Source organism: Olivibacter sp. XZL3 (assembly GCF_004368405.1).
Lineage (GTDB): Bacteria > Bacteroidota > Bacteroidia > Sphingobacteriales > Sphingobacteriaceae > Olivibacter.
In genome coordinates, this window is record NZ_SBJH01000071.1 from 1 (window position 1) to 17827 (window position 17827).

Consider the following 17827-nt stretch of genomic DNA (forward strand, 5'->3'; position numbering starts at 1 on the left):
ATAAAAATCTCAAAGATCTGTACCCACAGAACTATAAACTAATAGCGACAAATCAAATATGTAGTTCATAGGGTGGATACTATCTGAAGGAAACTTCAACAAAAGTTGGCTGAAGGAAATTATAAAGGTTCATAAAAAATGGTCTTCGAAGCTCCCAATCAGTTTAGAAGAACCCGCGTACGACAGGATGCTAGTTATGGAAGAGCAAAAAGTGTTCAAACAGTTCTTGAGAGAAACTTTGCCAAAAGCGGGCCTGCCATTAGGCCTTACCATCAACTATGCCAACAAATTACTTCTTTTAAAGAAAACGAACCTTCGAACTTATATAAAAAGCATTAAAAGGTTATTAAAATGGAAAACACTGATACTAGCATCACAACTTAAACAAAAGAATTCGGCGTAAACACTATATAGTGTATCCATAATCTTCAAATATGGGTCGCCAAAAATCAATATGCTTGTCCCAGGCATGACAGCCAAAAGGTAAAACAAACTTATTAGCCCTCAATAACCTTTCAGGAAAATGTTCAATCGAAAATTTTCTAGCAATTCTTGCAGATGGTATTTTAATATGGTTACTCCTTCTATTTACTTCAACACTCCAAAATATATCCTCATTATATAAATCATGATCGTTTTGTAGATATTTACTTATCTCCTTCTTCCTCTGAGAAGCTATTTTATGAAGCACCCGTACATTTCTCAGTGAAAACCCTCCATTGCCAACCCGATTAATCACTTGTCTGCGATGCGGGTTGTTATGCTTATCTTGAACATTGAAAAGGGTATAGTACCAGTTAATGACGGATTCCTTTGCGGATTTTATAATATCTGGATAACCGACTTCAGGCGGCCAGGGAGCGCCTATATAATCATAGCCCTTTTTACACCAAAATGCTAAATCATCCTTGAATACAAAAGCATCTAATTGATAAATTAATATATATTTAAACTTACTAAGAAACACTTGATAGAACGAATCGCTGAGCATCAATCTATTATAGCCTTCAATACTTTCAAAGTAATTATCGTCAAAGTCTATATATTCGTCTATTGGATAGGACAAATTTATTTTGTTTAGTCTTTTGGGCCGAATAGAAATAATAGGATAAGCAGACAATACAGATACGCATTGATCCATGGACATCTTCTCATAATCTGTAAGCGTCTCTTTATAAAACGGAATAACTACCGCAACAAGTCTTTCTTTCACGAGTTAAAATTTTTATCCTTGCTATTGATTCACTATATATGATACCGCGGTTTTCAACTTTTTCATAATAACGTCCCAAGAATAATTCCGTTCTACATATTCCTTCGCTTTGCTTCCCATCAAAGCTAAATCATCAGCACTTTTATTCAGGGCGTCTTTTAGAACACGCTCAAAACTGGTATAACTATCATACAAAAAACCTCCTTCACTTTGTAATATATGAGATTTTAGAACCTCCGAGTGTCTATTGGCAATAACAGGGACTCCGTTGATCATACTTTCTAAAGTAACCATCGAAAGGCTTTCAAAATATGAAGGAATAATTAATGCTACAGCTTCAACCATAAGTGTATTTTTTATATCGTCATCAACAAATCCAGTTTTGACAATATACTCGTTTGGCTGCAATTGCATTAAATCCTGTCCCACCAAAACCAACTTCACATTGAGGTGGTCATTATTTTTACAAAACTCCAAAAAATAGTCACAGAGCTCTTTACATCCCTTCGCCTCATCGATTCGGCCTATATAAATGAAGTATTTAACATTTTCGCTTAAGCCATATTCATGCTTTACAGCTCTAACGTTAGTACTAGAAGACAAAGTTTTTTCAAAGCCCACTCCCACTATATCATTCTTAATAAAGTGATTTTCAAACAAATTTTGAACAAATTGTCTTTCCATATCTGTATTAAACAAGATCATCTTAGGTAATAAAAATACTTTCTTAAAAATCGGAAAATAAATAGGTGGTTCATCGTGGGCGGTAGGTATTAAAATAGATTTAGCTGGATTGACACGCAATCCATAAATTGTCGGAAAATATAAATAAGTAAAAAATATTAGCGCGCTATATTGCTCTTCATGCTCTTTTAAGTAACGGATTAGATTCGGCAAATAAGGACCTTGATTCTTTGCCCAATCATACTCGTCCTGCTCCGTTATTAGATCTAGCACTGGAAATTTCTGTTCTAAATACTCTAGGATCCCAAGCGATCTCAATACTTTTTGATGTGGTTTTCTTTTTCTGAACTTCCTGTGAAGTTTATGTAATTCTTTTGGGTTCCTACTATGTAAGGTCTTAAATCGAATAACTCTCACACCATTGACATCAGTTTCGCCTTCGTCATAGTAATTATTCCAAGTTTTGTAATCTTGAGCACAGGAGGTTAGGACTACGACATCATAACATGCATTCAACCTTTCGGCTAAAAGTCTACAGTGGAGTTCCGCTCCTCCATTAACTTCTAACCCATACCGTTGAACAACCAAAGCAATTTTCTTCTTCATAACTTGAGCGCGCATTATTTACATTATAAGTGTCAATTGGTGCTTGTAAGACCCCTATAGATATCTAAGTACAATGCAGCCGTTCTATCCCAGTTGAATTGCTTTGCATATGCCTTCATATTTTCGGCTGCCTGCTCATTAAACTGGTCCATGCCATCGGCAAACAGCTTTTGCATATAGGCTGGCTCGAAGTGCTCGAAATAAAAAGCGTGTTTGCCTCCTATCTCTGGCAGCGATGTCTTATTGGATAAAAACACGGGCTTTCCAAAATGCATGGCCTCAATAACCGGCAATCCAAAGCCTTCCGCTAAAGAAGGAAAAATAAACGCTTCACAATGCTGATAATACCAAGCCTTATCCCGATCGCTTATAGGACCGGTAAAAACGATGCGATTGGATACCCCGTGCTCTTTCCCTACTTCATAGATCTTTTCCTTGTACTCTTCCACAATAATACCACTGATTATCAAGATTAAATCGTTGCCAACTAACAAAGGGGGAATAACGTGGAAATTTTTCTTACTGGAAACCAATCCCAAAGCAAACAAAAACGCTCCAGCAGGGCTAAAGCGAGGTAAATGTCCAGCCACTACTTCTAATTTATCAGCACCATTATAAATGACACGTATTTTGTCTTTTGCTTCTGGAAACTGACGAACTACATCCTCCGCTACAAAACGGGAAATAGCAATCACAACATCGCAATGATGAATATATTTCCTAAATCGTTTCAAATACTTTTCTACCTTCGCCCGACTACGGCCTGGCTCATGCAATTGATTAAGATCGTGAATGGTAAGTACTTTACGCCCTTTTACCCTTCCAATCGGCAAACGGGCATATTGGTCTGTGAAATGATAAATGTCATAACGAAACGGGAAGAACACCTTGTAAATCTCTCTTAGCGCTGTATACGTAATCCCACTCCAACCGAACAATCCAAAATACCTTTTGCTCATATAAAAAGTGATTTTCAATTGATTGCTCTTTTGCTTCGCAATAGCCTCTCCTAAGCTCCTACCAAAATGAAATAGCCCGGTGTTTTGGTATTTCATCGAATCTAAAGCTATCAGTAACTTTCTACTTCCTGATAACTTACCCATCCTGTTATGATATTCATTAAGTCTTTTGCTAATATGTCGTTAATTGATTCGCTCTCACTCTCTAAAAACGTTGCCTTTTCCCCTATAGGACGCCAACGCTGTGCGTTTATCGGCTTAACATTCGGAAACAGTCCCAAAGTGTGTACGCCGACTGCAGCAGCGAGGTGTAAAGGCCCCGTCCCCGATGCAATCAATCCGTCTACTGAAGAAATAAAAGCAACAAATTGTGTTAATGGCATCGTACCGGTTAGGTTTACGACGTCTGCCGGTAAAGTACTTAACCAAGGCTTAAGCATTTCTCTTTCTTTATCAGAACCGGTAACGAATAATTTGATCTGTTTATTATGGGATAATAAACGAATTAATTGACTATATCTCTCTAACGACCATTCTTTACCACTTCCGTTAGAAAGGGGATGAATGATTAAGTTGAACTTATTTGAATCGATTAAGCTGCGAAAACGCGCCAACAAGTTTTCAACCCGTGAAAAATCGTAGTATTTCGCTATTTGAGCAGCATTTGGCGTTTTATCGATTTCTAACTTGGTCAGTAAAGCCATGTTTAATTCCGCCTCATGTAAAGCAGAGTTTTTTCGAGAGAGCTTAACCAAACTATTACAGTATAGCCAATGATACCACCTATTTCTTGTTCCGACCCTAACCGGAACGCCCGCTTTATCCATTAGCATAGCAATGTCTTTTTTCGGAAAAACATGAACCGCTTGATCGATTTTAAGACTCTTTACATAGTTTACCTGCCCACTTAAGTCCTTCATAGCTAAGATATCATCATAGCTGATAAATTCATCAACACTTCCACAACACGCGACAACGGACTTGGTATAGTTTCTTCCAAGAAAGGAAATTTTGATATCTGGGTAGTGTTCCTTGATCAATTTACACATAGGTAGAGTCAGAACCACATCTCCGATTGCGTCAACTCTACTGATTAAAACATGCTTGATTCTGTTAAATGACATCTATAAACTGTGACAATTGTTTAACTACATACCTATCTGACGTAGTACCTCTTCATTACGCTACAAATTTTATGCTAAAAATCAATCATCGTTCAGAAAAAGCTCATCTTTTAAATCATCAATCTCTCTCCGATCCTTCTTTGTAGGCCGGCCTGTACCCCTATCTCGTTTTAAAACCGGCGCGTGGAACATCGATTTATACCCATAAGTTTCTTCTACAGGCGTTAAATCTTCATAAAAAGTAACTGCAGTCTTCGCATCCACACGCTTATCTAACAAATCAAGCACTTTGACTACCTTTTTTTCAATACCTTTTTGAATGTGATAGGTTTCACCCACTTTTACGACATAAGAAGGCTTAATATTTTGACCGTTTAACTTTACCCTACCGGCTTTGCAGGCCTCTGTAGCTAAACTGCGTGTCTTAAAAATACGGATAGCCCATAAATATTTGTCAATTCGGAGCTTCTCTAACTCTTTGGTCATAATTTACAAATGTAACTTTTTAAGGGGAAAGCTCAAAATGAAGCTTTTCTAGTTCAGGGTCAACGCATTTAAACTTGATTAAAAAGTTGGAATAGGTATTTTTTTTCAATCTTTGACCAAAACCTGGACGTCGTTAGGCCATCGTTCTCTTTAGCTGATTTTTCACCCGACCACCATACAAACTAATCGGTTCCTCTATCAGGTAACTAAAAACGCTAAACACACCTAATCCTTATTAAAAGCGCTGTTTTTAAAAATAGCTCTAAAGATAAGCCAGATAAGACTACCTGAGAGCACTCCCACTAATGCACCACCGAGAATATCAAACGGATAATGAACGCCATTGTAAATTCTGCTGTAAGAAACCAGCAAAGCCCAGAACAATAAAATGATCTTCAACCAATTATATTTTGCAGGCAATAAGAAGAAGAGAAATGTCACAAGCCCAAATGCATTGGCACTGTGAGATGATACAAAACCATATTTACCACCTGGACCCGCTTCGCTTAAATGAACCAGGCCGGCTAAAGTTGGTTCGTGAGAAGGTCGAAAACGCTTCACCAGATTTTTCAAAAGTCCCGAAGCAGTCTGATCACACAAAGTAATAGTTGCAGCAATTGCGAGTAAAATGTAAATAGCGAATTTCTTATAAATTCTAACTAAAAAAACCAATAACACAGCGTAAAACGGAAACCAGAACAATTTGTCACTTGACCAATACATTATCGTATCAAAGAAAGCATTGTGTTTTCCGTTGATCGCTAGAAACAACTCTGTGTCAAACTGTTTTAAATCTTCAAGCATTGATTTCATTTAATAAAGTTTTTAGGTTAATATCTGAAATGGTTTTTTATTTCGATAACAGCATGCTGTATTAACATTACGTGACAATGGTATTCAGGAATAGCTGTTAAACATTAAATCCTGATGAGATATTTGTAAAATTTCAAGACTTTCTTTACTTTCCGTTTAATCAACATTTTACTGGATGCTTCACTTATTTTCTTGAGACAGTATGCGGAAGACAGTCCCGACAAAGACGCATATTCCTCACTGATGATCTTCATAACTTCTTTATCAACGGTGAGCTTTCCGAAATTTTTAAGTCTTTTATCTATCTTGATATGATCATAAAAGTTTATTCTATTCAAATCAACCATATAAAAACGATAGACGCCATTTTCTTGCCTGATCAGAAAATTCCCAGCCGTATTATCAATAAACTGAATACCGTTTTCATGTAGATTGTAGATTAATGCAGCATATCCCTTAATGATCTCCGTTCGTCCAGGAAAATCCCTGTTAAAAAGAATCTCTGCCAAAGTAGAATGATTTCCGAGATGTTCACTTATATAATAACTTGAAGTTAAACCGATGAAATCATGATTTTCGATATAAGCTACAGGTTTAGGAGTGCATAAATTTTTAGCTAAAAGTAACTGTGCGTATTCAAAAGATCTTCTTGCTTTAGACCTCCGGTAAAATTTATAAACATGTCGGTTAATAATATTATGCTGTTTGAAGGATTTAAAGTTGAATAGCAACCCATTAATTTCAAAAACTTTAACAACATTTCTGTTTCCGTTACCAATGATTGCTCCATCGGTCCTAAATTTTTTTAAAGTAAGGATGATTTCTTCCTTATACTGAGAACAATCTTCTGCAAAAAACACCTTCATTTCACTTATTTAACCGTTTATTTTCGTTCCAGAGTTCTATAGATCAGCTGTATAATTTTTTCATTATCAGCATGATTGGTGTTAACCGCAAAACTCTTGTCATTATATGGCGCATAGACATTCTCGTCAGTTACAGAAAACAACCCAATTGTAGGTATACCTGAAGCACTTGCTAAATGCATTACCCCACTATCAGCTGCAATGAAGAGTGCAACATTTGCAATGAGCCCTCCCATTTCACGAATATCCGTACTGTAAAAATGGGGAATCTTAAAATTTAGCTTCGATATATTTTCGACAGGTAACAGCTCAATAATATTATAATTTGGAAAATTTCGTTGCAACATCTCATAAAATTTGGCCCACCACTCTTCAGGATAACATTTTTCACCCGTTGCATTGGTAAAAAGACAAATAGTATCCCTGTGGTTACCAGTTAAATTATCCAATTTTTCCTTTCCCAGAGCAACTTCAGTTTGGTCTAATTTGAGATCGAGATTAGGAATGGCTGTGGAATTTTCGCTATAGCCTAATCTGGATAAATAGTCCCTTAGGTTATAAATTGAATTTTTAGCCAAGTGTTTGTAATCCATATATTTAGCTTGTAATTCTTCATTAAAATCACCAAAAAACTTGTAACGTGAACGAGCAAACAGTGTTGACAATCTACCTGATGAAGAACCTGTAGTTGAATTGATCACAAGATCATATTTCCTGGCTCTCAAAAGAGCCCAGCCTTTCAGGTATTTAAATAAATTACCGAAAGGCTTTTTAGGAAGCTGAATGATTCTATCAATATTTTTATAGTTCTTAAAAATTGAAGGTGACACTCCTCCTTTCACAAAAAGGTCTACCTTACTATCCGGAAAAACATGGATAACTTCCTGAACGAGGGGCGTAATTATCAAAAGATTTCCTAACCGGTGATTAGGTCTGGTAATTAATATTTTTTTTATAACGACATCTTTTTTTTTATCTACCACAGAATGGGATTTACCAATATCTTTAGTAAGATTTCTCATTACAGCTCTTCTGACAGCATTAGTTTTTTTCATTGTTATCCGGTTTTACATCTATACCGATTGTAGTCTTCCCTAATTAGCTACATTCAAAATTAGCAAATCCAGTCAGAATTGCAGGGTAAACGCATTTAAATTTGGTTAATAAAGTGAAGTAGGTATTGATTGTCCCATCCTGCTTTCCATCTTTTAGTAATGCGGACAACAGGCTTAATACCCGCCCACATCCCACTGTTGTCGACAAAGGTAAGCAACGCCTGTTAGTTGCCCTTCACTCGCTCCGCATAGTACACCGATAACTGAAAGCATAATGATGTTGCTTAACAGGTGATTTTTGTTCCGATTGACCCTGTGGTCAGGGAAATTCTCAAAGTATTCGTAAAGAAAGGTTTTTGTCTGTGCCATAAGGCAAAGATATCTGCTGAAAAGGCGTCATTTGTATGGTTTAAGGTTTAAGTTTTATGTTATGCTTTTGCTTGAGGTGAGTAGTCACCCTATTGCCTATAGCTTACCGCCTACAGCCTTCCATACAGCTATGTCAATAAATTTTACTTTCTTTGTTAAACTTTTTTATTGAAATGACTGCAGAATTAAAAAAACTAGTTGAAGAAGCCTGGGAAGAAAGGCACTTAATAGAATTTAAAGAATATAGAGAAGCGATTGAAACCACCATTCTTCATTTAGACGAAGGAACTTTACGTGTTGCAGAAAAGGTAGCTGGAAGATGGCATATTAACGACTGGATTAAAAAGGCCGTTATTCTCTACTTTCCCATCCGTCAAATGAATGAAGTCCATGTAGGACCTTTCGTTTTTCACGATAAAATGAAGCTTAAAACTAACTATAAGGAAGCAGGCGTACGCGTAGTACCTCATGGCTTAGCTCGTTATGGCGCTTACTTAGCTAAAGGGGTGATCATGATGCCTTCTTATGTTAATATTGGCGCTTATGTAGACGAAGGTACGATGGTAGACACCTGGGCTACTGTAGGATCTTGTGCGCAGATTGGGAAAAATGTACACTTAAGTGGTGGCGTAGGTATTGGTGGTGTATTGGAACCAGTGCAAGCGGCGCCGGTTATTATTGAAGATAACTGTTTCTTGGGCTCAAGAGCGATTGTCGTGGAAGGCGTTCGCGTAGAAGAAGAAGCTGTACTCGGCGCAAATGTTGTGTTGACAGCATCCACAAAAATCATCGACGTAACGGGCGATATTCCAAAAGAGTACAAAGGGCTTGTTCCTGCCCGGTCGGTAGTGATTCCCGGATCGTACACCAAAAAGTTCCCTGCGGGCGACTACCAAGTACCCTGCGCACTCATTATTGGCCAACGTAAGGAATCAACTGACAAAAAGACTTCGTTAAATAACGCATTAAGAGACCATAATGTAGCGGTTTAATAACCAACCGATTACAGCATAGTCGCTTTTGCGCAATCTTGGCCGGAACGCAGCGAAATGGATGTTTACACCCCGCTGCGTTCCGATCAAATAAGCGGAATACGTTTTGAACACTGATATTTCCCATTTGCAGCGAAACATGTGCTTAGCTATTTAGTTCACTAACATCAATTTTGTTTCATGAAAATTCTCGTAAGGCTTCCCAATTGGTTAGGCGATGTGGTAATGGCAACGGGATTTCTACAAGCTTTACAGGAACAATACCCGGGCGCAGAAATACACATCATCTTAAAAAAGGAATTAGCGGTTATTGCGGAATATATCCCTGAACAATTCAAAACGCATTTGTTTTCTAAAACGGATTTCCCCGGAATTAAGGGAGCATTTCAATTTGGCAGAAATCTACGTAAATATAACTTTGAGCTCTTTTTTTCGCTTCCGGATTCTTTTTCTTCAGCCCTTATCGGGTGGGCTACCGGTGCAAAAAAAAGAATTGGCTATAAAAACGAGCTGCGTTCTTTACTGCTAACACATGTTTTCCAAAAAGAACGTGGAATACACAGGGTGCTCGAATATATCAGCCTGTTAGCGAAGTTTGCTTCGAAAGAAGTTTCAGCGCCGAGGACCTCGCTATCTATTCAAACGAGGGCAACCGTTAAAGAGAAACTGATTCTGCTAAATTTTAATTCGGAGGCGTCTTCGCGCCGAATGCCGAAAGAGAAGGCCATTAGCCTGGTAAAAAAAATTGTTCGGGAATTTCCTGACTATAATATAGGACTTCTGGGGGCGCCAAAGGAGCTGCCTTTTATCCAAAGTATTATAGCGGCTTTGGAAACCCAACCAACAATTATCAATTTTGCAGGAAAAACGTCGTTAAAAGGGCTCGTTGAGCTATTAGATAAATGTAGCGTATTGCTGACGACAGACTCTGGGCCTGCGCATCTAGCGAACAGTATAGGGACGCCTACAATCGTGTTATTTGGCGCCGGAAATGAAAAAAATACGGCACCGTTCAATACGGGTTCCTTGGCCATTATACGAGCCGGAAGGTTAAGCTGTGAGCCCTGCGTAAAAAATGTTTGTCCTCTTTACGAAATACCCGAATGCATGAATCAATTAAATGAAAGGTTAATTCTTGAAACGCTGACAAAATTTGTAAACAAATGAATAACGACATCAACCAAGCGCTAGCGGTATTAAAGGCCGGCGGCATCATTCTCTATCCCACTGACACGATCTGGGGAATCGGTTGCGATGCTACGAATCCGGAGGCGGTTGAAAAGGTCTATCAATTGAAAGGACGGGCAAAAGACAAAAGCCTGATTGTGCTATTGGAAAATGAGAATAGATTGTCGAGCTACGTGCAGGAAATCCCGGAAGTCGCTTATCAATTGATTGAATATACTGACAAACCGCTGACCATCATTTACGATGGGGCAAAAAATCTGGCTTCAAACTTGGTTGCTGACGACGGGAGCATCGGCATCCGGATCGTAAAACACCGATTTTGTGAGCAGCTCATCCAACGTTTCCGTAAGCCCATTGTCTCTACGTCGGCCAACCTAAGCGGCGCGCCATCCCCCAGAAATTTTCAGGAAATAAGCGATGCCATTAAAGAAGGCGTTGATTATGTCGTTACTTTTGGACAAGACGATCTAACTCCTAAACAGGCTTCCACAATTATGAAATTAGATCCAAGTGGTGCATTTTCTTTTATTAGAAAATAGCTTGCAATGCAATGAGCTGTCGACCGCAGGCAATGAGTTTGTGTCTCTTTATGATGGCCTAAAACTACCCAGACAGTGATGAAGCCAATGGCCGAACATACGTCATATGCTTACAACCGGCAACTCGCAACTGGTAACTCACAAAATTTCGCTATTTTTGCCTCACTGATGAGAGAACACCTGCAACTTCCTATTTTTGAAACGTTAAGCAATTTGGCCCAACAATACAACATAGAAATCTATGTAATTGGTGGATATGTGCGCGACCGATTGATGAAAAGACCTTTCAAAGACGATATTGACATTTTGGTTATTGGAAGTGGTATCGACTTTGCCGAAAAAGTCGGTAACCATTTGAATACCAAGGTTTCGGTTTTTAAGAACTTTGGAACTGCGATGTTGCGTCACGACGGAATTGATATTGAATTTGTGGGCGCTAGGAAAGAATCATACCGCAGGGACTCGCGCAAACCGATTGTTGAAAATGGCACCTTGGAGGACGACCAGAAAAGGCGCGACTTTACGGTTAACGCCATGGCACTAAGCTTGAACAAGCATAACTTCGGCGAACTATTAGACCCTTTCAATGGTGTAAAGGATATACAGATCAGAACCATCCGCACCCCTTTGGAACCGGAAGCGACTTTTTCTGACGATCCGCTGCGCATGATGCGCGCCATCCGTTTTGCCAGTCAATTGCAATTTAAAATCAGCTCGCCCACTTTTAACGCGATCAAATCTCAACGCGAACGCATTAAAATCATCTCAAAAGAGCGGATTACGGATGAACTCAATAAGATTATTTGCTCGAAAAAACCGAGTATTGGTTTCACTTATCTTTTCGACACGGGCTTACTCGAACTTATTTTTCCGCTAATGACGCAACTCTATGGGGTGGAAATTATAGACGGCAAAGGCCATAAGGACAACTTTTATCATACGCTCGAGGTATTGGATAATATCGCTGAATTAACCGATGATCTATGGCTGCGATGGGCCGCTATTCTGCACGATATTGCAAAACCTGCCACAAAGCGCTTCGACAAAAAACAAGGGTGGACCTTCCATGGTCATGAAGATCGTGGAGCTAGAATGGTGCCCAAAATATTTGCCGAACTGAAACTTCCGCTCAACGATAAAATGAAGTTCGTACAAAAATTGGTGTTGCTTCATCTCCGCCCCATCGTACTGGCTAAAGATATTGTAACTGATTCGGCAGTGAGACGCCTACTTTTCGAGGCAGGAGACGACATCGACAGCCTCATGAAGCTTTGCCATGCGGATGTAACAACCAAGAATGAATACAAGCGCAAAAAATATCGGGAGAACTTTGAACTGGTAAAGCAACGCATAAAAGACGTGGAGGAACGTGATCAAATAAGAAACTGGCAACCTCCCGTTAGTGGCGAAGATATTATGAAATCGTTCAACCTCCAGCCGGGACCAGAAGTGGGAATAATTAAAAAGGCCATTCGGGAAGCGATTCTGGAGGGCGAAATAAAAAACAACCGGGAAGAAGCATTGCTCTTTATGAAAGAAAAAGGGAAAGAACTTGGCCTTGCCACGCATCAGCCATAATCACTTTGCTCGGTTTTTACTTTTTAATTTTTACTTTTTTAGTGATATTAGCGTTTTCAAATAAAAACAGGATTTTCTGTCATGGCTATTTATAGGTTTCGAGTTACTTTTGAAGATTACGACGATATTATCCGCGAAATTGATGTGCTTTCTACACATACGTTTTTGGACCTGCACCAAGCGATCCACCAGTCGACCGGATACAATCCGGAGGTTCCCTCCTCCTTTTATATTAGTAACGATCAGTGGATGAAGGGAGATGAAATCGCCTATCTTCCCGAAAAACGGAAAGCAGAACGGGGAGTAGCTTTAATGGAGAATTCAAAATTGAACAAGTTTATCGACGACCCTCATCAGAAGTTTTACTATACCTATAACTTTGACCGACCCTTTGATTTTCACGTTCAACTTATCAAAATATTACAGGAAGAAAGCGGAAAAACCTACCCGCTTACCGTTAAAACTATCGGCATTGCACCACGAGCATTTGGTTCAACGGTAGTCCCCGCCGAAGCATCTGCGTTGAAAAAAGACAAGGAGGATTACGACTTCTTAAATGAAACAGAGTACGGTATCGATGAAACGGAAAGTATGGACCTGGATCTAATGGATGATGAAGAGACCCAAGACGATTCAGAGGAAAAAGACGACTTCTCCGGTGAATTTTCTGACAACGAAAATTACGAAGACGATTATTAATTAGTGGAACGATTACCCTACTATTCGATTACGCACTTATTTAACCGTTATCAAGACGCTCATCACCATAGTAGGCCCTACGGCAGTTGGCAAAACAGCCCTGGCTATCGAAATAGCCAAGACTTTTAATACGGCCATCATCTCCGCTGATTCCAGACAATTTTATCGTGAAATGGCTATTGGCACGGCCAAACCCAGTAAAGAAGAACTCGATGCGGCCCCTCATTTCTTCATAGATTCTCTTAGCGTATTGGACGACTATAGCGCGGGCGATTTTGAAAAGGATGCACTGGCTACGCTCAACCAACTTTTCAGGAATAACGACTGTGTTGTAATGGCGGGAGGAAGTGGGCTATTCGTGAATGCCGTATGTGAAGGATTGGACGAACTACCACGTCCCCTGCCCGGTGTCCGTGAACGATTGAACGAATCTTTTAAAGAAAACGGACTCCCCTTCTTACAAGAAGAATTAAAACGTAAAGATCCGGTTTATTACGAAGAAGTGGATATTCACAACCCCCAGCGCATTATCCGTGCCTTAGAGGTATACGAAAGCACGGGTAAGCCGTTCTCTTCTTTTCGGAAAGACCGATCAAATCCCCGCCCTTTTCGAATCCTAAAAATAGGACTCAACACGGAACGAAGCCTTCTGTATAACCGAATTAATAGAAGAGTAGACAACATGATGGAAGAAGGACTACTGGAGGAAGTTAAAACCTTGCTTCCCTACCGGGAACGTCCGCCGCTACTTACCGTGGGCTATGCCGAACTTTTCGACTATTTAGATGGGAAATATTCCCTTGCAGATGCGATTGATAAGATCAAGCAACATACGCGTCAATTTGCCAAACGCCAGATAACCTGGTTCAAAAAAGATCCCAACACACATTGGTTTGAGCCGACACAAACAGCGGAAATCATTAGGTTCATCACAAATCAACTAAAATAAGCCAAGCGATGCTTCGTTCCCTTCCGCCAGAGCAAACCTTTGGGTTTTGGGTTATTGATATCTTGTTTATTCCTTAAGGCATTCACCCAAATACCTGAGCTCCTTTTTGGCTTTTTACCGTCCCAATGGGAGGCAGGTCATCCCCAAAGGAGGCAAGCTTTTTTACTTTACTTTGGAATTTTTACCTATTTATCTATTTACGCCATTTTTTTATTTAATTTTTATTGCACAGAACGAATAAAAATTTTACATTTGAACACTTTGTAAAAGTAATAGCTAACACATTATAAACTTAGAACTTTCAAGGGGGCACATTTACTGTGTTCCCTTGAAAGTATTAAAAAACAGTCGGATACACTTTCCTCAATTTTTTTGACACTCCCGATAGATAGCCGGGCTACTTCCGTTTCTTATAGCTGATTTCAACTCGGGCGGTGCCCGCGCGGACCATCCCCAATCGACGAGCAGCTTTCTTCGACAGATCGATGATTCTACCGGAAACAAATGGCCCCCTATCATTAATCCGAACTTTTACCGTCCGCCCATTGTTCAGGTTTTTGACTTTTACCTTCGTACCGAAAGGCAGCGTTTTGTGAGCCGCTGTTAATTTATACTGCCTGAATTTCTCACCACTTGCGGTGTGCCTACCTTTGAATTTGTCAGCGTAATAAGACGCGCCACCTCTTTCGCGCAATCGTGGCGCGCAAGAGGCCAATAAAAATAGGCAGGCACTGAAAACCAGTACCTGCCTTAATATGCTAAAAAAACAACTCATTTATTCGCTATCTATTGATGACTGTGGCCAAGTGCCTTTTTTCTTTCCCCACTTTTTGTTAGGCTTTTCTCCCATTATAAACTCTATCTCGCCACCGTTTATTATGTCTGCATGTGTAAAATAGGTTTTATCATACTTCTTACCGTTGAATCTTACCTCTTGCACGTAGATATTATCTTTACTGTTATTCACCGCTTTAAAACGCAATTCCTTACCGCCACCTGGTCTGAAAACCACCTCATCTGCCGCCGGACTGCCTATCACATATTCACTGCTAGCGGGGTTAGCTGGATAAATACCGGCAATACTCCACACTGCCCAAGCGCTCATTTGTCCGCAATCTTCGTTTCCTGAATACCCATCCGGCTGATCATGATACATGGAATCGACAATCTGACGCACGCGATGTTGTGTTTTCCAAGGCTCGCCTAAAAAGCTGTACATATAGGCAATGTGATGACTAGGTTCATTACCGTGTGCATACTGACCGATCAGACCACTTACATCTGGAGAAGTATTTCCGCCGGTAAGTTCAGAGCTTACCGAAAATAGAGAATCGAGTTTCTCACTCAGCTTGGCATGGCTGCCATAGAGCTTAGCAAGTCCTCGTACGTCATGCGGTACAAAGAAGGAATGTTGCCAAGCGTTCCCCTCAACGTACTGCGCTTTGACTTCGTCGTGTTCTGACAAATAAGGATCAAATGGAACGACAAACTTGCCATCGCTGTTTTTAGCGCGCATGAAGCCCGTTGTTTTGTCGAAGATACGCTGATAGGCTTGCGCCCGCTTACTGAAAGTCTGGTAATCTTCTTCCTTGCCCAACTTTTTCGCCACCTGGGCAATACACCAATCGTCGTAACCATACTCTAAGGTCACGCTGGCGCTATGCCCCATTTTGTCCTGTGGCATATAGCCGTGCTTAATATACTCTGGCACGCCACGGCCTGATTGAAAAGCGGAGGCCAACATTGCCTTGTATGCTTTTTCTACATCGATTCCCGGCCAGTCTTTTAAAACCGCATCTGCTATGACCGGTATGGCGTGATATCCCGTCATGGTGTTGGTTTCCCATGTACTTAAATCCCATACAGGCAACAATCCGTTTTCATCGTAAAAAGCAAGCATACTATTAAGCATCGCGGTGTACTTTTCGGGTTGTGTGATGGTAAATAAGGGGTTTAGCGCCCGAAAGGTATCCCACAAAGAATATACGGTATAACGCTGATTGTTGCCGGCCATTTTAAGCACATTGCCGCTCACATTTTTGTAGGCACCATCTGCATCGGAAAACAAAGACGGCGCTATACAGGTATGATAAAGGGCCGTATAAAACACACGCTTTAACTTTTCATCTGATGAAGACACTTGCACCTTTTTCAATTCGTGCTCCCATTTATCGGCAGCTTCCTCTTTTACGCGATTAAAATTCCAGTCGCTTATTTCCTGAAGGGCTTGTAGCGCTTTGTTCTCATCTGTCATCGATAGCGCAACTTTGATCTCTACGTTTTTTTGCTGCTCATCAAACACCAATTGAGCGCTAATACCTTTTCCCCGCTCTTCCGTTTTCGCAGCTTTTATCTGTGCAGATTGCACCCCATGCCCTGCTAAAATTGCCTGCTGAAAGGGTGCCGAGCTTCTTAAGGCGAAATACACGCGTTGTACCTTAGCCCATCCTGTGGAGTAGCGATACCCAACCAGCGTTGAATCATCTACCACTTTGACGTAGGTTTCAGTAGGTGAATCCCAATTTAAATGGAAGCCCAAATCAAGTCGCACAACAGGAATGCTTTGACTTGGAAATTGGTACCGATGGTATCCAACCCGTTCGGTAGCCGTTAATTCGGCCTTTATTTTATTGTCAAGCTCAACCTCGTAGTAACCCGGAGAAGCTTTTTCATTATCATGACTGAAGGTGGCTCGAATATCGGCTGTTTCATCTTTCAAGGGATATAGCAAAGGCATTACCGAAATATCTAACCAGTCGCCAATACCCGTCCCGCTTAAATGGGTGTGACTAAATCCGGCAATATGATTTTCACTATAGTGATAGCCGCTACACCAGTCCCACCCTGCTTGTCCATTATCGGGGCTTAACTGCACCATCCCGAAAGGAACAGTAGCTCCCGGAAAGGTGTGCCCATGCCCACCTGTGCCGATAAAAGGGTCAACATATTCGACTAATTTTCTCTCTTGCGCGCCTACCATTAACGGTATGCTCAACAACGCACCGCATACTATTCGAGAAATATTCTTATTCATTGTTAAGTAATTATGTTAGCTTGATGTTAAGATGGGCTAAAATAAAGAATATATTTTGAAACTGCGGTACTAAAACGGTTTAATAGCGATTACGATCCCAATTTGTGTATGCTCTTACTTTTCCAACGGTACGAATTTCATAGAGATGGAGTTTACGCAGTGCCGTGTATTTTTGGCAGTAAAGCCTTCTCCTAGGAACACATGTCCTAAATGCCCACCACAATTTGCACACACAATTTCTGTCCGCATACCATCCGGATCAGGGATTCTTTTAACCGCGCCTTTTATTTCATCATCGAAACTTGGCCAGCCGCAATGCGACTCAAATTTATCTTCCGAACGGTAAAGGGGCGCGTTGCATTTCTTACAGACATACATCCCTTTTGCCTTATTATCGAGCAGGGCTCCCGAAAAAGGGCGCTCCGTGCCTTTTTTTTCTATAACCCATGCCTCATCAGCACTTAGCTTATTGTAATTACCGGCCGACTTAACGGTGGTATCTATTTGCTCTTTTGATTCCATTTGTACTTTCTTTTTAACCGATTCACTTTCCTTTGAGTTTTCTTGTGCACAGGCCTGAAAAAACAAGCCTAAATACATCAACAACACACCGACTTTTCTCATTGCGTTTAGCTATATACCAATATACGAAAAAAGCCCGAAATTAGTTTAC

Annotated in this window: 18 protein-coding genes; 6 read left to right on the forward strand and 12 right to left on the reverse strand. The window is 40.3% G+C overall.

Annotation, left to right across the window (positions count from 1 at the left end; genetic code table 11):
• Nucleotides 1-406: 406 nt before the first annotated feature.
• From EPX21_RS16280 to EPX21_RS16320, 9 genes are all read right to left on the reverse strand, one after another.
• Entirely contained in the window at nucleotides 407-1213 is an 807-nt protein-coding gene (locus tag EPX21_RS16280) for a DUF5672 family protein (protein WP_134090761.1), read from the reverse strand.
• Between the two features lie 21 nt (nucleotides 1214-1234).
• Nucleotides 1235-2503, reverse strand: a complete 1269-nt coding sequence (locus EPX21_RS16285) for a glycosyltransferase family 4 protein (protein ID WP_166670792.1) — start codon at nucleotides 2501-2503, stop codon at nucleotides 1235-1237.
• A gap of 32 nt (nucleotides 2504-2535) precedes the next feature.
• Nucleotides 2536-3606 carry a glycosyltransferase family 1 protein gene (locus EPX21_RS16290; protein ID WP_134090763.1) on the reverse strand — a complete coding sequence of 357 codons (1071 nt, stop codon included), beginning with the start codon at nucleotides 3604-3606 and terminating at the stop codon, nucleotides 2536-2538.
• On the reverse strand, nucleotides 3573-4586 hold the full coding sequence (locus EPX21_RS16295; protein ID WP_134090764.1) for a glycosyltransferase family 9 protein: 1014 nt from the start codon (nucleotides 4584-4586) through the stop codon (nucleotides 3573-3575). Before EPX21_RS16295 ends, EPX21_RS16290 begins: the two co-directional genes overlap by 34 nt.
• Before the next feature lie 81 nt (nucleotides 4587-4667).
• Nucleotides 4668-5072, reverse strand: coding sequence for an RNA-binding S4 domain-containing protein (locus EPX21_RS16300; protein WP_134090765.1), 405 nt, complete (start codon nucleotides 5070-5072; stop codon nucleotides 4668-4670).
• Between the two features lie 225 nt (nucleotides 5073-5297).
• Nucleotides 5298-5885 (reverse strand): phosphatase PAP2 family protein, encoded by a 588-nt coding sequence (locus EPX21_RS16305; RefSeq protein ID WP_134090766.1) that lies wholly within the window; start codon nucleotides 5883-5885, stop codon nucleotides 5298-5300.
• 104 nt (nucleotides 5886-5989) lie between these two features.
• On the reverse strand, nucleotides 5990-6751 hold the full coding sequence (locus EPX21_RS16310) for a lipopolysaccharide kinase InaA family protein (protein WP_134090767.1): 762 nt from the start codon (nucleotides 6749-6751) through the stop codon (nucleotides 5990-5992).
• Nucleotides 6752-6768: 17 nt separating this feature from the next.
• The gene (locus tag EPX21_RS16315) at nucleotides 6769-7806 is read right to left on the reverse strand and encodes a glycosyltransferase family 9 protein (RefSeq protein ID WP_134090768.1); all 1038 of its coding nucleotides are present in this window, start codon (nucleotides 7804-7806) and stop codon (nucleotides 6769-6771) included.
• Nucleotides 7807-7980: 174 nt separating this feature from the next.
• Complete coding sequence (locus EPX21_RS16320; protein WP_134090769.1) at nucleotides 7981-8175, reverse strand: transposase family protein; 195 nt, start codon at nucleotides 8173-8175, stop codon at nucleotides 7981-7983.
• Between the two features lie 173 nt (nucleotides 8176-8348).
• Here EPX21_RS16320 and EPX21_RS16325 point away from each other — a divergent pair, with 173 nt between their 5' ends.
• From EPX21_RS16325 to miaA, 6 genes are all read left to right on the forward strand, one after another.
• The gene (locus EPX21_RS16325) at nucleotides 8349-9167 is read left to right on the forward strand and encodes a 2,3,4,5-tetrahydropyridine-2,6-dicarboxylate N-succinyltransferase (protein ID WP_134090770.1); all 819 of its coding nucleotides are present in this window, start codon (nucleotides 8349-8351) and stop codon (nucleotides 9165-9167) included.
• Between the two features lie 180 nt (nucleotides 9168-9347).
• Complete coding sequence (gene waaF / locus EPX21_RS16330; RefSeq protein WP_134090771.1) at nucleotides 9348-10334, forward strand: lipopolysaccharide heptosyltransferase II; 987 nt, start codon at nucleotides 9348-9350, stop codon at nucleotides 10332-10334.
• Nucleotides 10331-10894 (forward strand): L-threonylcarbamoyladenylate synthase, encoded by a 564-nt coding sequence (locus EPX21_RS16335; protein WP_134090772.1) that lies wholly within the window; start codon nucleotides 10331-10333, stop codon nucleotides 10892-10894. Before waaF ends, EPX21_RS16335 begins: the two co-directional genes overlap by 4 nt.
• 168 nt (nucleotides 10895-11062) lie before the next feature.
• Nucleotides 11063-12472 carry a CCA tRNA nucleotidyltransferase gene (locus tag EPX21_RS16340; protein WP_134090831.1) on the forward strand — a complete coding sequence of 470 codons (1410 nt, stop codon included), beginning with the start codon at nucleotides 11063-11065 and terminating at the stop codon, nucleotides 12470-12472.
• An 81-nt stretch (nucleotides 12473-12553) separates the two neighbouring features.
• Entirely contained in the window at nucleotides 12554-13171 is a 618-nt protein-coding gene (locus EPX21_RS16345) for a hypothetical protein (protein ID WP_134090773.1), read from the forward strand.
• 22 nt (nucleotides 13172-13193) lie between these two features.
• Nucleotides 13194-14120 carry a tRNA (adenosine(37)-N6)-dimethylallyltransferase MiaA gene (miaA, locus tag EPX21_RS16350; protein ID WP_134090774.1) on the forward strand — a complete coding sequence of 309 codons (927 nt, stop codon included), beginning with the start codon at nucleotides 13194-13196 and terminating at the stop codon, nucleotides 14118-14120.
• Nucleotides 14121-14517: 397 nt separating this feature from the next.
• Here the strand turns inward: miaA and EPX21_RS16355 are convergent, their stop codons facing one another.
• The 3 genes from EPX21_RS16355 to EPX21_RS16365 all read right to left on the reverse strand — a co-directional run bounded on the left by EPX21_RS16355 (nucleotide 14518) and on the right by EPX21_RS16365 (nucleotide 17778).
• Nucleotides 14518-14895, reverse strand: a complete 378-nt coding sequence (locus tag EPX21_RS16355; RefSeq protein ID WP_134090775.1) for a septal ring lytic transglycosylase RlpA family protein — start codon at nucleotides 14893-14895, stop codon at nucleotides 14518-14520.
• Nucleotides 14896-17154 carry a GH92 family glycosyl hydrolase gene (locus EPX21_RS16360; protein ID WP_134090776.1) on the reverse strand — a complete coding sequence of 753 codons (2259 nt, stop codon included), beginning with the start codon at nucleotides 17152-17154 and terminating at the stop codon, nucleotides 14896-14898.
• A 114-nt stretch (nucleotides 17155-17268) separates the two neighbouring features.
• On the reverse strand, nucleotides 17269-17778 hold the full coding sequence (locus EPX21_RS16365; protein WP_206106090.1) for a methionine-R-sulfoxide reductase: 510 nt from the start codon (nucleotides 17776-17778) through the stop codon (nucleotides 17269-17271).
• Between the last annotated feature and the right edge of the window lie 49 nt (nucleotides 17779-17827).